At 71.5% G+C, this 16,625-nt stretch carries 19 protein-coding genes; 11 read left to right on the top strand and 8 right to left on the bottom strand.

The window, feature by feature from the left end:
* Nucleotides 1-100: 100 nt before the first annotated feature.
* From AC3B5L_RS15910 to AC3B5L_RS15870, 9 genes are all read left to right on the top strand, one after another.
* On the top strand, nt 101-1,651 hold the full coding sequence (locus AC3B5L_RS15910; RefSeq protein WP_187662595.1) for an ABC transporter substrate-binding protein: 1,551 nt from the start codon (nt 101-103) through the stop codon (nt 1,649-1,651).
* Between the two features lie 67 nt (nt 1,652-1,718).
* Nucleotides 1,719-2,690 carry an ABC transporter permease gene (locus tag AC3B5L_RS15905; protein ID WP_071329247.1) on the top strand — a complete coding sequence of 324 codons (972 nt, stop codon included), beginning with the start codon at nt 1,719-1,721 and terminating at the stop codon, nt 2,688-2,690.
* Entirely contained in the window at nt 2,687-3,574 is an 888-nt protein-coding gene (locus AC3B5L_RS15900; RefSeq protein ID WP_312674752.1) for an ABC transporter permease, read from the top strand. Before AC3B5L_RS15905 ends, AC3B5L_RS15900 begins: the two co-directional genes overlap by 4 nt.
* Complete coding sequence (locus AC3B5L_RS15895) at nt 3,571-4,221, top strand: N-acetylmuramic acid 6-phosphate etherase (RefSeq protein ID WP_490095971.1); 651 nt, start codon at nt 3,571-3,573, stop codon at nt 4,219-4,221. Before AC3B5L_RS15900 ends, AC3B5L_RS15895 begins: the two co-directional genes overlap by 4 nt.
* Nucleotides 4,215-4,475, top strand: coding sequence for a hypothetical protein (locus AC3B5L_RS15890; protein ID WP_490095970.1), 261 nt, complete (start codon nt 4,215-4,217; stop codon nt 4,473-4,475). The genes AC3B5L_RS15895 and AC3B5L_RS15890 overlap by 7 nt, the downstream gene beginning before the upstream one ends.
* Complete coding sequence (locus AC3B5L_RS15885; protein ID WP_259953857.1) at nt 4,475-5,665, top strand: anhydro-N-acetylmuramic acid kinase; 1,191 nt, start codon at nt 4,475-4,477, stop codon at nt 5,663-5,665. The genes AC3B5L_RS15890 and AC3B5L_RS15885 overlap by 1 nt, the downstream gene beginning before the upstream one ends.
* The gene (locus AC3B5L_RS15880) at nt 5,662-6,789 is read left to right on the top strand and encodes an enolase C-terminal domain-like protein (RefSeq protein ID WP_490095969.1); all 1,128 of its coding nucleotides are present in this window, start codon (nt 5,662-5,664) and stop codon (nt 6,787-6,789) included. The genes AC3B5L_RS15885 and AC3B5L_RS15880 overlap by 4 nt, the downstream gene beginning before the upstream one ends.
* Nucleotides 6,786-7,868 (top strand): serine hydrolase domain-containing protein, encoded by a 1,083-nt coding sequence (locus tag AC3B5L_RS15875; protein ID WP_490095968.1) that lies wholly within the window; start codon nt 6,786-6,788, stop codon nt 7,866-7,868. Before AC3B5L_RS15880 ends, AC3B5L_RS15875 begins: the two co-directional genes overlap by 4 nt.
* Nucleotides 7,865-9,496 (top strand): ABC transporter ATP-binding protein, encoded by a 1,632-nt coding sequence (locus tag AC3B5L_RS15870; protein ID WP_490095967.1) that lies wholly within the window; start codon nt 7,865-7,867, stop codon nt 9,494-9,496. Before AC3B5L_RS15875 ends, AC3B5L_RS15870 begins: the two co-directional genes overlap by 4 nt.
* Nucleotides 9,497-9,517: 21 nt before the next feature.
* On the opposite strand, the gene AC3B5L_RS15865 is transcribed toward AC3B5L_RS15870, so the two are convergent.
* From AC3B5L_RS15865 to AC3B5L_RS15840, 6 genes are all read right to left on the bottom strand, one after another.
* A complete protein-coding gene (locus tag AC3B5L_RS15865) occupies nt 9,518-9,682 on the bottom strand; it encodes a hypothetical protein (RefSeq protein ID WP_259953864.1) in 165 nt (54 codons plus the stop codon).
* Nucleotides 9,679-10,248 (bottom strand): YdeI/OmpD-associated family protein, encoded by a 570-nt coding sequence (locus tag AC3B5L_RS15860; protein WP_490095966.1) that lies wholly within the window; start codon nt 10,246-10,248, stop codon nt 9,679-9,681. Before AC3B5L_RS15860 ends, AC3B5L_RS15865 begins: the two co-directional genes overlap by 4 nt.
* Nucleotide 10,249: 1 nt before the next feature.
* A complete protein-coding gene (locus AC3B5L_RS15855) occupies nt 10,250-11,059 on the bottom strand; it encodes an HAD-IIA family hydrolase (RefSeq protein ID WP_025104898.1) in 810 nt (269 codons plus the stop codon).
* A 95-nt stretch (nt 11,060-11,154) separates the two neighbouring features.
* Nucleotides 11,155-11,787, bottom strand: coding sequence for a metal-dependent transcriptional regulator (locus tag AC3B5L_RS15850; RefSeq protein WP_259953869.1), 633 nt, complete (start codon nt 11,785-11,787; stop codon nt 11,155-11,157).
* Between the two features lie 44 nt (nt 11,788-11,831).
* Entirely contained in the window at nt 11,832-12,131 is a 300-nt protein-coding gene (locus AC3B5L_RS15845) for a hypothetical protein (protein ID WP_136052938.1), read from the bottom strand.
* Nucleotides 12,132-12,151: 20 nt separating this feature from the next.
* Nucleotides 12,152-13,435 carry an Nramp family divalent metal transporter gene (locus tag AC3B5L_RS15840; protein WP_490095965.1) on the bottom strand — a complete coding sequence of 428 codons (1,284 nt, stop codon included), beginning with the start codon at nt 13,433-13,435 and terminating at the stop codon, nt 12,152-12,154.
* Between the two features lie 105 nt (nt 13,436-13,540).
* Here AC3B5L_RS15840 and AC3B5L_RS15835 point away from each other — a divergent pair, with 105 nt between their 5' ends.
* On the top strand, nt 13,541-14,206 hold the full coding sequence (locus AC3B5L_RS15835; RefSeq protein WP_259953873.1) for a TrmH family RNA methyltransferase: 666 nt from the start codon (nt 13,541-13,543) through the stop codon (nt 14,204-14,206).
* Nucleotides 14,207-14,228: 22 nt separating this feature from the next.
* Here AC3B5L_RS15835 and AC3B5L_RS15830 read toward each other — a convergent pair whose 3' ends face one another.
* Together AC3B5L_RS15830 and AC3B5L_RS15825 are read right to left on the bottom strand one after the other, a co-directional pair.
* Nucleotides 14,229-14,546 carry a hypothetical protein gene (locus tag AC3B5L_RS15830; protein ID WP_187662584.1) on the bottom strand — a complete coding sequence of 106 codons (318 nt, stop codon included), beginning with the start codon at nt 14,544-14,546 and terminating at the stop codon, nt 14,229-14,231.
* A gap of 119 nt (nt 14,547-14,665) precedes the next feature.
* Nucleotides 14,666-15,988, bottom strand: a complete 1,323-nt coding sequence (locus AC3B5L_RS15825) for an MATE family efflux transporter (protein ID WP_259953875.1) — start codon at nt 15,986-15,988, stop codon at nt 14,666-14,668.
* Nucleotides 15,989-16,082: 94 nt separating this feature from the next.
* On the opposite strand from AC3B5L_RS15825, the gene AC3B5L_RS15820 reads away from it, so the two are divergent.
* Nucleotides 16,083-16,625 carry a DnaJ family domain-containing protein gene (locus AC3B5L_RS15820; RefSeq protein ID WP_490095964.1) on the top strand — a complete coding sequence of 181 codons (543 nt, stop codon included), beginning with the start codon at nt 16,083-16,085 and terminating at the stop codon, nt 16,623-16,625.

The following is a 16,625-nucleotide window of genomic DNA, read 5'->3' as shown; positions in this document are numbered from 1 at the left end:
TACTTTTGGTACTTACCCAGACCGACGATGTTCGCGGGGCATCAGGCAGCACCGCCTGATCCGAGCCAGGGCGACGCGGTCCCAGCCAGGAGGAAACAGCATGAGCACAGCACGGTGGGCGTCCCTCGGCGCCCTCACCGCCACGGGCCTCGCCGCGGCGCTCGTCATCACCGGGTGTTCCGCGCCCGCATCCAACCCGTCCGACGGTGGATCGGGCGCCGCCGGCGGCGACCTCGTCATCGGCGTCACGAGCGATCCCGACACGCTCTTCCCGTGGAAGGCCACCCAGTTCCAGGCGGTCAACGTCCTGCAGAACCTGTACGGCACGCTGACCGAGTTCGACGAGGAGCTCAACGTCGTCCCCGGTCTCGCCGAGTCGTGGGACGTCTCCGAGGACGGCCTGACGGTCACCCTCCACCTCCGCGAGGGCGTCACGTTCGCGGACGGCAGCGCGTTCGACTCCGCTGACGTGAAGTACTCGCTCGACGCCATCGCCGACGAGGCGACCGCCGCGGTGGCCGCGAGCTCGCTCGCCTCGGTGGCCGCGGTCGAGGCCACCGACGAGAGCACCGTCACCCTCACCCTCAGCGCCCCCGACGCCGCGCTGCCGGCGAACCTCGCCGTGATCAACATGGCGATGCTCTCGTCGGACGACACCGAGGAGGCGCTCAACACCACTCCGAACGGCACCGGCCCGTTCGTGCTGGAGGACAGGAAGGCGAGCCAGTCGCTCACCCTGGCCAAGAACGACGACTACTGGGGCGACACCGCGCTGCTCGACACCGTCGAGTTCCGCGTGATCCCCGACGAGTCGTCCATCGTGTCGGCGATGCAGTCCGGCAACGTGCAGCTGGCCGTGTTCGACGACCCGCTCGTCGCGCAGACGGCCGAGGGTGCGAACGTCGAGGTCGCCACCACCCCGCAGCTCAGCTACCACGCCCTGCAGCTGAACGCACAGCGCGGCGACCTCGCCGACGTGAACGTGCGCCTCGCGATGCAGTGCGCGATCGACCGCCAGGAGGTGCTCGACACCGCCGCGCTCGGGGAGGGCGAGGTCACCGGTCCGATCACCTCTCCCGCCTTCAAGTCCGACCCCGACGCGCGCCCGTGCCCGGAGCGCGACCTCGACAAGGCGGCCGAGTACCTGAAGAAGGCCGGCAAGGAGGACGGCGTCACCGTCAAGACGATCGTGTCGCAGGGCGAGTACGCCACCTCCGTCAACGAGGCGCAGAACCTCAAGGCGCAGCTCGCCGATGCGAACATCACGCTCGACCTGGAGGTGCTGGAGTCCGGCGCGTTCGTGGACCGCTGGATCGCGGCCGACTTCGACGCCGCGGTCGCCCTCAACGGCGGACGCCCGGACCCGGACGGCATGTACGGTCGTTACTTCACCAGCACCGGCAACCTGAACCAGGTCGCAGGGTACTCCTCGCCTGAGCTCGACGCCCTGTTCGCCGAGGGACGCGAGACAGCCGACCCGGAGAAGCGCAAGGACATCTACGCGCAGGTCTCCGAGAACCTCGAGGACAACGCCGCCTGGATCTGGCTGTTCACCAGCTACACCTACACCGCGACGGCCTCGACCGTCGACGGCTTCACCCCGATGGCGAACGGCTCGCTGCAGTACCTGCGGACCACCTCCATCCAGTAGCGGAACGAGGGGGCGCGGACACCCGCGCCCCCTCGGCTCCCCGACGACAGGCACCTCTCCCACGCGCATGTTCAGACAGCTCCTCCGCAACAGCGTGCTGCGACGCATCCTCGCAGCCCTCGGCACCCTCTTCGGCGTCGCCGTCTTCGTCTTCCTGATGCTGCGCGCCATCCCCGGCGACCAGATCAGCTCCGGTCTCGGTACCGAGGCGGCGGCCCTCACTCCGGCGCAGCGCGCCGCCCTCGAGGCGTACTACGGCCTCGACCAGCCGCTCGTCGTGCAGTTCTTCTCGTGGCTCGGCAACATCTTCACCGGCAACCTCGGCTTCTCCTCCCGGGCGCAGACGAGCGTCCTCGACCTCACCGCCGCCGCGCTCCCCGTCACCTTCGAGCTCGCGATCATCTCCATCGTGATCGCGCTGGCCATCGGCATCCCGCTCGGCATGCTCTCCGCCTCGAAGCCCGACTCGTTCCGCGACGGCGTCGGCCAGGTCGTCGGGCTCGCCGGGCTCTCGATCCCCGCCTTCCTGCTCGGTACCGCGCTGCTCGCGATCCTCGCCCAGTCCTTCGGGTTCAACCCCAACGGGCAGGCGTACGCCACGCTCTTCGAGAACCCGCTGCTGAACCTCCAGCAGATGCTGCTGCCCTCGATCGTGCTCGGCTTCGGCATCGCCGCACCGATCATGCGCACGACCCGCACCGCGGTGCTCGAGATCCGCTCCAACGACTTCATCCGCACCGCCAGGGCGAAGGGCGTGCCCCCGCGCCGACTGCAGGTGCGCCACGTGCTCGGCAACGCCCTGGTGCCCATCGTCACGATGACCGGTCTGCAGTTCGGATACCTGCTCGGCGGCGCCGTCGTGGTGGAGCAGATCTTCTCGCTCCCCGGGATCGGGCGCCAGGTGCTGCTCGGCATCCAGCAGAAGGAGTACGCGCTCGTGCAGAGCACCGTGCTGGTGATCGCGCTCGCCTTCGTCATCGTCAACCTGCTCACCGACCTGCTCTACCGGGTCATCGATCCTCGGGTGCGTGCCGCATGACCGACATCTCTCAGACCCCGACCATCGCCCCCGGCGGCGGACGCACCATGGAGCGCGTGCGTCTCCTGCTGCGCAGCCGCAGCGGCCTCGCCGGCCTCATCATCGTCGTGCTGCTCGCGGTGCTGAGCCTCATCTCGGCGTTCGGCCTGCTGCCGTTCGACCCGCTCGCGCAGGATCCGCCGTCCCGGCTGCAGCCGCCGTCCGCGGTGCACTGGTTCGGCACCGACCAGTTCGGTCGCGACGTGTTCTCGCGGGTCGCCGCCGGCGTCGCGAACTCGGCGCTCATCTCCGTGGTCGCCGTGGCGTTCGCGACCGTGGTCGGCACCGTCTGCGGCCTCATCGCCGGCTTCTACCGCGGCTTCTCGGACGGGGCGATCACGGCTGTCACCAACGTGCTGTTCGCCTTCCCGCCGCTGCTGCTCGCCCTGTCGCTCGCGTCGGTGTTCGACCGCAACTGGTTCACGATCGCCGTGGCCATCGCGATCGTCTACGTGCCGATCTTCATCCGCGTCACGCGTGGACCGGTGCTGTCGCTGCGCGAGGTGGAGTACGTCAAGGCGGCCAAGAGCACGGGGCAGAGCCGCATGGCGACCATGTTCCGCCACGTGCTGCCGAACATCACCTCGATCATCATCGTGCAGGTCACGCTCTCCCTCTCCTGGGCGGTGCTCACGGAGGCTTCGCTGAGCTTCCTCGGACTCGGCACGCCGCCGCCGGCGCCCTCGCTCGGCTCGATGATCTTCGAGGCGCGCACCCTCGTCACGATCGCCCCGTGGACCATGATCGCCCCCGGCGTGATCGTCGTTCTCCTCGTCGTCGGCCTGAACCTGCTGGGCGACGGGCTGCGCGACAGCCTCGACCCGCGGAACCGGGGCAAGCGATGATCGCGGAAGACCTCGGCGCCCTCGCCACCGAGGCGAGCGACCCCCGTTACGCCCGCCTCGATCAGATGAGCGTGGCCGAGCTCGCGCAGACAATGAACGAGGCCGACGCCACCGTGCCCGCGGCCGTGCAGCGCGCTCTTCCGCAGATCGTCCCGGCGATCGAGCAGACGGCCGCGCGCATGGCGCAGGGCGGACGTCTGGTGTACGTCGGCGCGGGCACCCCCGGACGCATCGGCGTGCTCGACGCCTCCGAGTGCCCGCCCACGTTCAGCACCCCGCCGGAGCTGGTGTTCGCGATCATGGCCGGCGGTCCCGGAGCCATCGTGAACCCCGTCGAAGGCGCGGAGGACGACGCGGAGGCCGGTGCCGCGGCCATCGACGCCGCGGGCATCGGCCCGCTCGACACCGTGATCGGCATCGCGTCCAGTGGCCGCACGCCGTACGTGGTCGCCGCCGTCCGGAGGGCGCGGGAGCGCGGGGCGCTCAGCGTCGGCCTGTCGTGCAACACCGGCACCGCGCTGAGCGCGGTCGCCGAGCACGGCATCGAGGTCGAGGTCGGCCCCGAGGTGCTCGCCGGCTCCACGCGCCTCAAGTCCGGCACGGCGCAGAAGCTCGTCCTGAACATGTTCTCGACCTCGCGATGGTGAGGAACGGCAAGGCCTACGGCAACCTGATGGTCGACGTGAAGGCCACGAACCACAAGCTCCGCGAGCGGGCGATCCGCATGGTGCGGACGATCGCCGCTGTCGATCGCGACACGGCGGCCGCCGCGCTGGAGAGCTCCGGGTGGGATGTGAAGCTCGCCTCGATCATGATCCGCCGCGGGGAGGACCTCGCCGCGGCCACCGACCGACTCGCGGCAGCAGGCGGCCGTCTGCGCACCGCACTGGAGGAGAACTGATGCGCGTCCTGGGACTGATCTCCGGCACTTCGCACGACGGGATCGACGCCGCCGTCGTCGACTTCGCCACCAACGGGGGCTTCACGGCGCACGGCGTCGACCTCCGGGGCACGGTGCTCGCCTCCACGAGCATCCCCTACGATCCCGAGCTGCGGGCACGCCTCATCGCCGCGCTGCCCCCGGCGCAGACCACCCTGGCCGAGGTGGCCGAGCTCGACACCCTCATCGGGCAGGCGTTCGCCGACGTGGCGGCCGACATCGCGGCAGAGGTCGGCGGCGTCGACGCGGTGTGCTCGCACGGCCAGACCGTGTACCACTGGGTCGACGGCGCGCACGCGCTCGGCACTCTGCAGATCGGGCAGCCCGCCTGGATCGCCGAGAAGACCGGCGTGCCCGTCGTCTCCGACATCCGTATCCGCGACATCACCGCGGGCGGCCACGGCGCGCCGCTCGTGTCGTTCCTCGACGAGCTGCTGCTCCGCGGCCGCGCCGGCGTCTCGGCGGCGCTGAACCTCGGTGGCATCTCGAACATGACCGTCGTCCGCCCGGACGGCCTCGTCGCCTACGACATCGGCCCCGCGAACGCGCTGGTCGACGCGGTCATCGTCGCGCACGATCTCAACCCGCTCGGCTATGACGACGATGCGGCGATCGCCCGGACCGGACGGGTCGACGAGGCGCTGCTGGACGCCATGCTCGCGGACCCCTACTACGCCCTCACCCCGCCGAAGAGCACCGGCAAGGAGCACTTCCACCTCACCTACGTACAGGAGCACCTCGCGGCGCAGGGACGCGAGATCGCGGTCCCCGACGTCGTGCGCACGCTCACCGAGCTCACGGTCCGCACGGTCGCCCGCGACGTCGAGGCCGCCGGGATCGGGTTCCTCGCGGTGTCCGGCGGCGGCTGCCGCAACCCACTGCTCCTGGAGGGGCTGCGGACCGCGCTGCCGCAGACCGAGGTCGTGCTGGCCGACGAGCTCGGCGCCCCCGCCGACAGCAAGGAGGCCATCCTCCTCGCGCTCATCGGCTGGTCGACCCTGCACGGCGTCCCCGCGATCGTCCCCGGCGGGACGGGGGCGCGCGAGCCGCGCATCCTCGGCACGATCACGCCCGGCGCCGGTCCGCTGCAGATGCCCGAGCCGGTGGCGGCCATCGACTCCCTCACCCTCACGGAGGCGGCGGGATCGTGACCGTCGTCGAACGGATACGCGTGCTGCGGGTGCCTTCGCCGCTGGCCCGCCCCTTCGTCACGGCCGTCCGTCGCACGGCCCACCTCGACGTCGTGCTCGTGGAGGTGACCGACGCCGACGGCCGCCGCGGATACGGGGAGGCCGCGACGAGCTGGCGCGTCACCGGGGAGAGCCCCGAGAGCGTGGCGGCTGTGGTCGCCGGTCCCCTCGCGGACGCCGCGCTCAGGCGCTCGGTCGACGATCCCGGGCTGCCGGACGCCCTCGCCGCGGCCGCCTGGGGCAACGCCGCCGCACGCAGCGCGGTGGCGTGCGCGCTCGCCGACCTCACCGCGCAGCACCGAGACGAGCCGCTCGCACAGACGCTCGCCCCGGACGGGGCCGCGCCCGCGCGCATCCGCACCGACATGACGCTGTCGGTGGCGGAGCCGGCCGCGCTGGCCGCGGCCGCCGCCGAACATGCGGCGGCGGGATTCCGCTGCCTCAAGATCAAGGCGTCCCAGGACCACGACACGGTCGCGGGGCTCCAGGCCGTCCGTGCCGCCGTCGGCGGCGACATCGCCCTGCGCGTGGACGCGAACCAGGCGTGGGACGCCGGGACCGCGATCCGCGTCATCCGGGCGGCGGAGGACGCCGGTCTCGGACTCGAGCTCGTCGAGCAGCCCGTCGCCGCGCGCGACCTCGACGCGCTGGCGGTGGTGACCGCGGCCGTCGACACCCCGATCATGGCGGACGAGTCGGTCCGCACCGCGCAGGATGTCCGCGACATCGCCGCGCGCGGGGCTGCCGGGCTCGTGAACGTCAAGCTCGCCAAGACCGGCGGGCTGAGCGAGGCGCTCGCCTGCGTGCAGGCCGCCCGTTCCGCCGGCCTCGGCGTCGTCGTGGGCTGCATGATGGAGTCGCACGTGGGTGTGGCCGCCGCGGCGCATCTCGCCGCCGCCGTCGCTCCGGACGTCGTGCACGACCTCGACGCGGCATCGTGGCTGCGCCGCTCCCCGGTGACCGGAGGGCTCACCGCCGACGCGGAGTGGCTCACCCTCGCCCCGGCCGCAGGACTGGGGATCACCGGGATCGCCCCCGATGCCGAGGTGCTGCTCGACCGCTCCCGGACGGGGGTTCTCGTATGAGCGCCGCCGAGGCGATCGCCGCCGTCCTCGCCGGGCCGACCGCGCCGCGGGGAGCCGTCGCCGGTGTCGCCACCCGCACGAGCCGGGACACGGCCGCCGGCGGTTTCGCCGACCTCGCGGGGACGCCGGTCACGACGGACACCGCGTTCGACCTCGCCTCGGTCACCAAGGTCGCCGGGACCACCACCGCTATCCTCCGGCTGGCCTCCCGGGGCGACCTCCGACTCGACGATCCGGTCGACCGCTTCGTCGCCGGCGCCGCCTGCGCACCAGGGACCACCGTGCGCCATCTGCTGCTGCACCGGGCGGGACTGTGGGAATGGCAGCCGCTGTACCTCGACGGCGCGCACGCCGACGGTGCGGCCGCCGCAGACGCTCTCCCGCTCCGCTACGGCGTGGATGAAGGGCGGCACTACTCCGACCTGGGCTTCCTGATCCTCGGCCGCCTCATCGCCGCCGCGACCGGCCTCCCCCTCGTCGCCGCCGTGCGCGAGCTCGTGACCGAGCCCCTCGGTCTCACACGCACGGGCTACGGGCCCGTCTCCGGTCCGGTCGCGTCATCCGCGGGCGACGGGGATGCCGCCGAGCGACGCATGGTCGCCACCGGCACGCCCTACCCGATCCTCACCTCTCGTCGGCACTTCCCCTGGCGTGAGGGGGAGATCACCGGTGTCGTCAACGACGGCAACTGCTTCCACGCCCTGCGCGGCGTCTCCGGGCACGCCGGCCTCTTCGGCACGGTCGACGACCTGCTCACTCTCGGCGTCGCGCTCGCCGATGCCGACGCGCACCCGGACCTCTGGGACCCGGCACTCGTGGCCGAGCTGTTCCGCGACGGCCCCGACCCCGGTCAGGCGCTCGGCTGGCGCAGCGACACCGTCACCGCGGGCGGACGACCGGTCCGGATGCTCTGGCACCCCGGATACACCGGCTGCGCCCTGGGCGTGGTCCCCGCCACCGGAACCGCCGTCGTCCTGCTCGCGAACCGGCTGTTCGCGAGCGAGGTCGCCCCCACCGAGACCCTCTGGCGCGCAGCGCTGCCCGCACTCCTGGACCCCGAAGGAACGAGTACCCCATGAGCACCACTCCGCCCGTGCTGAGCATCGACGGCCTCGCGGTCGCCTTCCGGACCGGCTCCGAGCTGGTCACCGCCATCAGCGACATCTCGATCGACATCGCCGCCGGGGAGACGGTCGCCGTGGTCGGCGAGTCCGGCTCCGGGAAATCCACCACGGCGGCTGCGGTCAACCGTCTGCTGCCCGAGAACGGCGTCATCACCGCGGGCAGCATCCGATTCGACGGCCGCGAGCTCACCGACCTCCCCGAGAACGCGATGGTGTCCCTCCGCGGGGCCGGAATCGGCCTCGTGCCGCAGGACCCGATGTCGAACCTCAATCCCCTCATGCGCGTCGGCGAGCAGATCGGGGAGGCGCTCGAAGTCCACGGGCATACCAGCGGCGACGCGACGAAGGCCCGCGTGGTCGAGCTTCTGGAGATGGTCGGGATCCCCGATGCCGCCCGCCGGGCGACCCAGTATCCCCACGAGTTCTCCGGCGGCATGCGGCAGCGCGTGCTCATCGCGATGGGACTCGCCTGCAAACCGCGGCTGCTCATCGCCGACGAGCCCACCTCGGCGCTCGACGTCACCGTGCAGCGGCGGATCCTCGACCAGCTCGATCAGCTGACCGACGAGCTGGGCACCGCGGTGTTCCTCATCACCCACGATCTCGCTCTCGCCGCCGAGCGCGCCGACCGGATCGTCGTGATGTTCCGCGGCCGTGTCGTCGAGGAGGGGACCTCGGCGCAGGTCCTGGGGAACCCGCAGCACGAGTACACCCGGCAGCTGCTCGCGGCCGCGCCGAGCCTGGCGTCCCGCCGCGACGCCCTGCCCTCACGCGAGATCGCCGCCGACGCCGTGCCCTTCGTCGAGATCCGCGACCTGCGCAAGGAGTTCCCGCTCCGGAACGCGAAGGCCGGGGAGCCGCAGACCTTCACGGCGGTCGACGGCGTGAGCTTCTCGATCCGCCGCGGCACGACCGTCTCCATCGTGGGCGAGTCGGGCTCCGGCAAGTCCACCACGGCGAACATGGTGCTGGGGCTGGAGGACGCGACCTCCGGGTCCATCCTCTTCGACGGCACCGACCTGACGACCCTCCGCCGCAAGGCACTCTTCGCGCTGCGCCGCCGCGTCCAGCCCGTCTTCCAGAACCCCTACGCCTCGCTCGACCCGCGGTACACCGTGGAGCAGTCGATCGCCGAGCCGCTGCGCGTGCACCGGATCGGCACCGCGGCCTCCCGGCACGCCCGCGTCCTGGAGCTCCTGGAGCAGGTCGCCCTGCCCGCGGTCATGGCCGAGCGGCTGCCGCACGAGCTCTCCGGCGGACAGCGGCAGCGTGTCGCGATCGCCCGCGCCCTGGCCCTGGAGCCCGAGCTCGTCGTGCTGGACGAGGCGGTCTCCGCGCTCGACGTGCTGGTGCAGGCGCAGATCCTCGACCTCCTCGCCGACCTGCAGAAGCGCCTCGGGCTCAGCTACCTCTTCATCAGCCACGACCTCGCCGTCGTGCGCATGATCTCCGACGAGGTGCACGTCATGCAGCGCGGCATCGTGGTCGAGAGCGGCACCCCGGAGAGCATCTTCGACACGCCGCAGCATCCGTACACCCGGGAGTTGCTCGCCGCGATCCCCGGGGCCTCGCTCGCCTCCTGAGACGTCCAGGCGGCCGTCGGCTCAGCGCCGGCGGTCGTCGTCGTCCCAGGGGCCTTCCCACCAGCCGGCGCGGCCGTCGTCCTCGCCGCCGCGGCGGCGGGAGCGCACGAACTGCACCACGAACACGACCAGCGACGTGAGCGTGATGAGGATCAGGACGAGGAACAGCAGGTCGCTCTGGTTCATGGGCGCTTCCCCTCCGCGGCATCCGCCACGATCTTCGCGATGCGGGCGGCCTTGGTCTCCGCGCGCTTGGCCATCGCGATGTGCGTGAGGCCGAACTTCTTCACCGACTTCGGGAACGCATCCCAGGTGGCCCTCGCCGCCGGCACCGCGTCGAGGGCGGCGGTGAGCTCCGGGGGCTCGATGCCGGCCTCCGGGCCGTCGAGCACGGTCCACGAACCGTTCGCCTTCGCCGTCTCCAGCGCGCGGATTCCGGCAGGGGCGAGGAGCCCCGCGGCCTCCAGCTCCGCGATGCGCGCCTTGTTCGTCGCCGCCCAGCCGCTCCCCGGCCGTCGAGGGGAGAACCACTGGCCGCCGGTCTCGTCGTCGAACGTGCGCACCGGGCCATCGATCCACCCGAAGCAGAGGGCCTGCCGGACCGCGTCCTCGTAGCCGACGCCGGTGGCGGATCGCCCGCGGACGCTCAGCAGCCACACCCCGGCCGTGCGTTCGTGGTTCGCCTCGAGCCAGGCGCGCCAGGCCGCGGCGTCCGCCGCCGTGACCCGCTCGCCGTCGTCGAGGGCGCCCACGTCAGTCCTCGTCGAGGGTGGGGATCGAGTCGGTGATGGTCGGCAGCAGGTCGGCGACCGAGTCGACGATCTCATCCGGCCGGAAGGGGTACTGCTCGATGATCCGCTGATCGCTGATGCCCGTGAGCACGAGCACCGTGTGCAGACCCGCCTCGATGCCGGCGACGATGTCCGTGTCCATCCGGTCGCCGATCATGCCGGTCTTCTTCGAGTGCGCGCCGATCTTGTTGAGGGCCGAGCGGAACATCATCGGGTTGGGCTTGCCGACGACGTAGGGCTCCTTGCCGGTGGCCTTGGTGATGAGGGCGGCGATCGCTCCCGTGGCCGGCAGCACCCCGTCGGCGCTCGGGCCGGTGGCGTCCGGGTTGGTCACGATGAAGCGCGAGCCGTTGATGATGTGGCGGATGGCCTTCGTGATGGCCTCGAAGGAGTAGTTGCGGGTCTCGCCGACGACGACGAAGTCGGGGTTCGTCTCGGTCATGATGAAGCCGGCCTCGTGCAGCGCGGTGAGGATGCCGGCCTCGCCGATGACGAACGCGGAGCCGCCGGGGAGCTGCTGCGCGAGGAAGTCGGCGGTCGCGAGCGCCGAGGTCCAGATGCGCTCCTCCGGCACGATCAGGCCGCTCGCGCGCAGGCGGGCGGAGAGGTCGCGGGCGGTGAAGATCGAGTTGTTCGTGAGCACGAGGTAGGGGATCTCGTTGCGCTCCCATCCGGCGAGGAGTTCGGAGGCCCCGGGGATGGCGTCGTTCTCATGGACGAGCACGCCGTCCATGTCGGTGAGCCAGCATTCGATGTCGTCACGGTGTGCCATGTGCTCAGCCTAGAGGCCCCACCTTTCCTTTCGAATCGCCTGATTGGCCCCATCCCCGGCCGATTTGCCGCAAAGCGCGCGATTCGAAGCGGAGGTCAGGCCGACAACCACACCACGTCGCGGGCGGCGGCGGGCAACGGCGGCTCGGTGCCGTCGAGGGCGATGCCGAACGGCGTCACCGTCACGGTCGTGCCGACGGTGAGGCCCTGGGCCTCCAGGGTCCGCAGGAGCTCCGGGTCGCGGTCGTCGACGCGGAGCACGCGGCCGGTGTGTCCTTCCGGGGCATCGGCGAGCAGGACGAAGGGCACCCGTTCGATGCGGCCCTCCGCGTCCGGGATGGCGTCTCCGTGCGGGTCGAAGCGCGGCCGCCCCAGGCGCTCGTCGATGCCCTCGAGCAGCCGGTCGCTGATGGTGTGCTCCAGCACCTCGGCCTCGTCGTGCACCTCGTCCCACCCGTACCCGAACTCCTGCACGAGCCAGGTCTCGATGAGGCGGTGGCGGCGGACCATCGCGAGGGCGCGGGTGGTCCCGGCCTCCGTCAGCCGGACCGCTCCGTACGGCACGTGCGACACGAGCCCCGCCGCGGCGAGCTTCTTCACCATCTCCGTGACCGACGACGGCGCGATGCCGAGCTTGGCGGCCAGGACCGAGGGGGTGATCGGCGCATCCTGCCACTCGGTGTGTGCGTAGACGGTCTTCAGGTAGTCGTCAGCTGCCGGGGATGCCACCCGTCAACCTTACGCGTTCGGGTCGGGCTGCCTCGCGGCCTGGGTCAGGCGCTTGCGGAGCCGAGCAGGATCACGGCCGCCTGCCCCGCGAAGAACAGGACGAGGAACCCCAGGAGGGCGGCGGCGAGCGACAGGCGCCCGTCGAAGCCCTCCACCTCGGCGATGCCCACCTTGCGGGCACGGAAGGCGAAGACCAGGGTCGCGACCCCGAGTGCGAGCTGGACCCAGGGGCTGGCGGGGCCGATGACCTTCGGGAACGCGATGAGCAGACCGCCGATGACGCCGGTCGCGAAGCCGCTCCAGGTGAGGAGGCGGACGGTGCGACGGGCGGAGGCGGCAGACATGGTGTCGAGCCTATCCGCCGTCATGCCCCCGTCAGCACCAGCCAGAGCAGGGCGCCGTTCAGGGCGATGAGGAGCACCGAGGCCACGACGCCGGCGACCGTCGTCCACACCCGGTTGACCCACGCGTCCAGTGTCCGGCGCTGCGCGGTGAGGGTGACGAGAGGGATGAGCGCGAACGGGATGCCGAACGACAGCACGACCTGGCTGAGGACGAGGGCGAGCGTCGGATCCACCCCGATGCCGAGGATCACCAGCGCGGGGATGAGCGTCACCAGGCGGCGCGCCAGCAGGGGGATGCGCACGTGCAGCAGGCCGTGCATGATCTCGGCGCCCGCGTATGCGCCGACGGAGGTCGAGGCGAGACCCGAGGCGAGCAGCCCCACGGCGAAGAAGGTCGCCACGACCGGGCCGAGGCCTGCGGCGAGGGCGGCGTGCGCACCCTCCAGCGAGTCGGTCCCCGCGACCCCCGCGAGGTTCGCCGCCGCGAGCAGGAGGATGCCGAGGTTCACGGAGCCCGCGATGACCATGGCGATCGTCACATCCCAGCGTGTCGCCGTGAGGAGGCGGCGGATCCGCGAGGTCTCGACCCGGGCGGCCTCCTCGGTCGTCTCGGCGCTCGTCGCACCGAACCGGTCGCGGGCCAGGGAGGAGTGCGCGTAGATCGCGTGCGGCATGATCGTCGCGCCGAGGATCGAGGCGGCGAGGAGCACGGACCCCGTGTCCTCGAAGCGCGGCACGAGGCCGCTCACCACGCCGGCCGGATCCGGCGGCGCGAGGAAGAGACCGGCCATGAAGCCGATCGTGATCACGAACATGAGGCCGATGATCACGAACTCGAAGGGCCGGGCGCCGCGACGGCTCTGCACGGCGAGCAGGACCATCGACACCGCGCCGGTGATGAGGCCGCCCCATAGCAGGGGGACGCCGAACAGCAGGTTCAGGGCGACGGCGCCGCCGATGACCTCGGCGAGGTCCGTCGCCATCGCGACCAGCTCGGCCTGCAGCCAGTAGGCACGGCGGGCCCAGGGGCGGCGCAGCCGCTGGCCCAGCACCTCCGGAAGGCTCTGGCCGGTGACGACGCCGAGCTTCGCGGACAGGTACTGGATCAGCCAGGCCATCACATTGCCGGCGACGACCACCCACACGAGCAGGTAGCCGTACTGCGCCCCCGCGGTCATGTTGCTGGCGACGTTGCCGGGGTCGAGGTAGGCGACACCCGCCACGAGCGCCGGTCCCAGCAGCCACAGCAGGCGCGGCGAAGCGGTGCGAGCGGGGGTCAGCGAGGCGTCGGAACTTTTAGGCACACCGAAACCGTAGCGTATTTTTCGGTGTGCCTAAATATCTGCGAGATGATTCTGGTGACCTCTTCGCCGACGGGGAGACGGCCGACACGGCGATAGCCTGGCGGGATGGATGCGCAGCGCCCCGAGAGCTCGGACCCGACCGCCCCCGGTGGGTCTCCGGCGCAGCCCGGATACGGCGTCGGATCCTGGCCGGGAGGACCGTCGGCCTGGCCGCGGGGAGACCAGTACGATCCGGAACTCCTCGCGGAGGGCGACACGCGGAACGTGATCGACCGCTACCGCTACTGGCGCATGGAGGCGATCGTCGCCGACCTCGACACGCGGCGTCATCCGTTCCACGTCGCGATCGAGAACTGGCAGCACGACATGAACATCGGTTCCATCGTGCGCAGCGCCAACGCGTTCCTCGCCGACACGGTGCACATCATCGGTCGCCGTCGCTGGAACAAGCGGGGCGCCATGGTGACCGACCGCTATCAGCATGTCGTGCACCACGAGGACATCGCCGCGTTCGCCGCCTGGGCCGCGGCGGAAGGGCTGCCCGTCATCGCGATCGACAACGTCGACGGGGCCGTGCCGGTCGATCGTGCCGACCTGCCGCGCTCCTGCGTCCTCCTCTTCGGTCAGGAGGGGCCCGGGTTGTCCCCGGAGGCATTGGCGGCCGCCTCGGGTCACATCGAGATCACGCAGTACGGCTCGACCCGCTCGATCAACGCGAGTGCCGCCGCCGCCGTCATCATGTACGAGTGGTGCCGTCGCCACGCGGCGTGACCAGCGCGGCCGGTCGGCTCCGTCAGGCCGGATCGATACCGAACAGGTGTCGCGAGATCGCGCTGACGTCGCGGTCGAGGCCGTCCATGCGCCGGCTCAGGCCGTGCACCTCCTTCCGGAGATCCCCGATCTCGGATTTCACGCCGACGATCTCGCCCTTGATCCCGCCGATCTCACCCTTGATCCCGACGATCTCGCCCTTGATCCCGCCGATCTCGGTGCGAACCGTGCCGATCTCCGTCTTGATGATCCTCACGAACATGGTCGCCATGAGAGTGATCGTGGCGTACATGCCCGTGGCAAGGACTCCGATCGTCGTCCATACCTGTGCGTCGTTCATCCCCAGCATCCCTTCAGTGTCGCTCCATGTTCGTCGGAAGCGCGAGGGGTGCGGGGTGCTGTATTCCGCTCTGCCCGGCGGCGGGGGATAAGTCGTCCTCTCCGTCGGTTGTGGAGGACTTATGCGGACGCGGCGAGCCATCGCCCGGAGCGCACTCGCCACCCCAGCGTCGCCAGCCGTGCGAGCAGGTACACCCCGAAGAACGCGACGGCCAGCCACACGAGGCCGGCGGTGCCGTCGATCCCCGTCGCGGCGATGATGCCCAGGGCGGGCAGGAACGGCACGAGGTTCAGACCGCCCGCGATCGCCAGGTACCGGGCGTCGTCGGCCCCCATGAGCACGCCGTCGAGCACGAACACCACGCCCGCGATCGGCTGCGCCACCGCGAGCACGAGCAGGGCCGGCTGCACCACCTCCGCCACGGCCCGGTCGCCGGTGAAGACGATGCCGAGCACCCCGGAGAGGGCGGCGATGACGGCGCCGACCACGACCCCGAACCAGGCCCCCCATGCGACCGTCCGCGCCAGCACGCGGCGCACCTGCTCCTCGTCCCCGGCGCCCAGCTCCTTGCCGATCAGCGCCTGCGCGGCGATCGCGAGCGCGTCGAGCGCGAACGCCGCCGCCGAGAAGATGGTGAACACGATCTGCCAGCCGGCGAGCTCCTCGGTGCCGATCCCCGTCGCCACGGCCACGGTCGCGAGCAGGGCGACGCGCAGGCTCACGGTGCGGAGGAACAGCCACCCGCCCGACGTCGCGGTGTGGCGCAGACCGTCCCGCTGGGCACGCAACGAGGCGCTGTGCCGGGTCGCGAGACGCCGGACCACGAGCGCGTACGCCGCGACCATGCCCCACTGCGCCGTCACGGTGCCCGCCGCGGAGCCGGCGATGCCCCAGCCGAGTCCGTAGATGAAGAGCCAGTTCAGCAGGGCGTTCGCCGCGAAGCCGAGTCCCGCGATCCACAGCGGCGTCATGGTGTCCTGCATTCCCCGCAGCAGCCCCGTGGCGGCGAACACGATGAGCATCGCGGGGAGACCCCACATCGAGATCACGAGGTACTCGTTCGCCTGGGCCGCGACCTCGGGACTCGCCCCGAACAGCGAGACGAGCCAGGGGGAGGAGACAGCGCCCACGACGGCGAGCACGGCACCCAGGCCGAGCGCGAGCCACATGCCGTTGATCCCGACCGAGACCGCCTCTCCCGGACGCCCGGCCCCGAACCGACGCGCGACCGCGGGGGTGGTGGAGTACGCGAGGAACACCATGAGGCCGACGATCGTCTGCAGCACGGCTCCGGCGATGCCGAGTCCGGCGAGGGGGACGGTGCCGAGGTGGCCGACGAGGGCGGCGTCGACGATGAGGAAGGCCGGCTCCGCGATGAGGGCGCCGAGCGCGGGGACGGCCAGGCGCAGGATCTCGCGGTTCAGGGAGGTGCGGGCGGCCATCCTCCGAGCCTATGACCTGTCGTCGACCCCCGAGACCGCGGTCCTCGACCGGACGTAGGGTGGACGAGGAGCTCCGAGCGGACGGAGGCGCATCATGACGGATCCCCGTGAGGCGGCCGCGCGCTATCGCGCCCGCCAGCAGCAGGGCGGTCGTGCGGAGGACGACAGCGACACCGGTACCCCCTCGGCGGCCGCGGTCGACCGAGCCGCCTTCGTCGAGTCCGCGATCCAGGTCGCCATCCGCCGAGGCGACTTCGACGACCTGCCGGGCGCCGGGAAGCCGCTCGAGGGGCTCGGTGACCACCACGATCCGGACTGGTGGATCCGTCGGAAGATCGAGACGGAGGGGCTGACCGGGCTCGGCCCTCCCGCGATCCTGCTGCGCACCGAGGACCGGGAGCTCGATGGCCAGCTCGACCTCCTCGGCAGGGAATCCGACGTCCGTGAGGTGCTCGAGGACTTCAACCGCCGCGTGCGCGAGGCGCGCAGGCAGCTGCAGGGCGGGCCACCCGTCGTGACACCGCTGCGCGATGTCGACGCCGAGGTCGTCGCATGGGCGGAGCGCCGGGCGACGCGTGCAGCCCCTCCCGAGGCGCCATCCCGGCGCCGACGTTTCGGTCGTCGGCGCCGGGGATGA

Source organism: Microbacterium sp. C-MGS6, assembly GCF_058140415.1.
The sequence above is the reverse complement of the archived record's forward strand: the minus strand, read 5'-3'. Positions and strand labels throughout refer to the sequence as shown.

What these genes read in the sequence shown, in the direction of transcription:
- AC3B5L_RS15910 (WP_187662595.1), top strand. Translation starts at nt 101, where the DNA reads ATGAGCACAGCACGGTGGGCGTCCCTCGGCGCCCTCACCGCCACGGGC.
- AC3B5L_RS15890 (WP_490095970.1), top strand. Translation starts at nt 4,215, where the DNA reads ATGGTGAGGAACGGCAAGGCCTACGGCAACCTGATGGTCGACGTGAAG.
- AC3B5L_RS15835 (WP_259953873.1), top strand. Translation starts at nt 13,541, where the DNA reads ATGGATGCGCAGCGCCCCGAGAGCTCGGACCCGACCGCCCCCGGTGGG.
- AC3B5L_RS15855 (WP_025104898.1), bottom strand. Translation starts at nt 11,059, where the DNA reads ATGGCACACCGTGACGACATCGAATGCTGGCTCACCGACATGGACGGC.
- AC3B5L_RS15845 (WP_136052938.1), bottom strand. Translation starts at nt 12,131, where the DNA reads ATGTCTGCCGCCTCCGCCCGTCGCACCGTCCGCCTCCTCACCTGGAGC.
- AC3B5L_RS15820 (WP_490095964.1), top strand. Translation starts at nt 16,083, where the DNA reads ATGACGGATCCCCGTGAGGCGGCCGCGCGCTATCGCGCCCGCCAGCAG.
- AC3B5L_RS15830 (WP_187662584.1), bottom strand. Translation starts at nt 14,546, where the DNA reads ATGAACGACGCACAGGTATGGACGACGATCGGAGTCCTTGCCACGGGC.
- AC3B5L_RS15885 (WP_259953857.1), top strand. Translation starts at nt 4,475, where the DNA reads ATGCGCGTCCTGGGACTGATCTCCGGCACTTCGCACGACGGGATCGAC.
- AC3B5L_RS15900 (WP_312674752.1), top strand. Translation starts at nt 2,687, where the DNA reads ATGACCGACATCTCTCAGACCCCGACCATCGCCCCCGGCGGCGGACGC.
- AC3B5L_RS15865 (WP_259953864.1), bottom strand. Translation starts at nt 9,682, where the DNA reads ATGAACCAGAGCGACCTGCTGTTCCTCGTCCTGATCCTCATCACGCTC.
- AC3B5L_RS15905 (WP_071329247.1), top strand. Translation starts at nt 1,719, where the DNA reads ATGTTCAGACAGCTCCTCCGCAACAGCGTGCTGCGACGCATCCTCGCA.
- AC3B5L_RS15870 (WP_490095967.1), top strand. Translation starts at nt 7,865, where the DNA reads ATGAGCACCACTCCGCCCGTGCTGAGCATCGACGGCCTCGCGGTCGCC.
- AC3B5L_RS15875 (WP_490095968.1), top strand. Translation starts at nt 6,786, where the DNA reads ATGAGCGCCGCCGAGGCGATCGCCGCCGTCCTCGCCGGGCCGACCGCG.
- AC3B5L_RS15825 (WP_259953875.1), bottom strand. Translation starts at nt 15,988, where the DNA reads ATGGCCGCCCGCACCTCCCTGAACCGCGAGATCCTGCGCCTGGCCGTC.
- AC3B5L_RS15895 (WP_490095971.1), top strand. Translation starts at nt 3,571, where the DNA reads ATGATCGCGGAAGACCTCGGCGCCCTCGCCACCGAGGCGAGCGACCCC.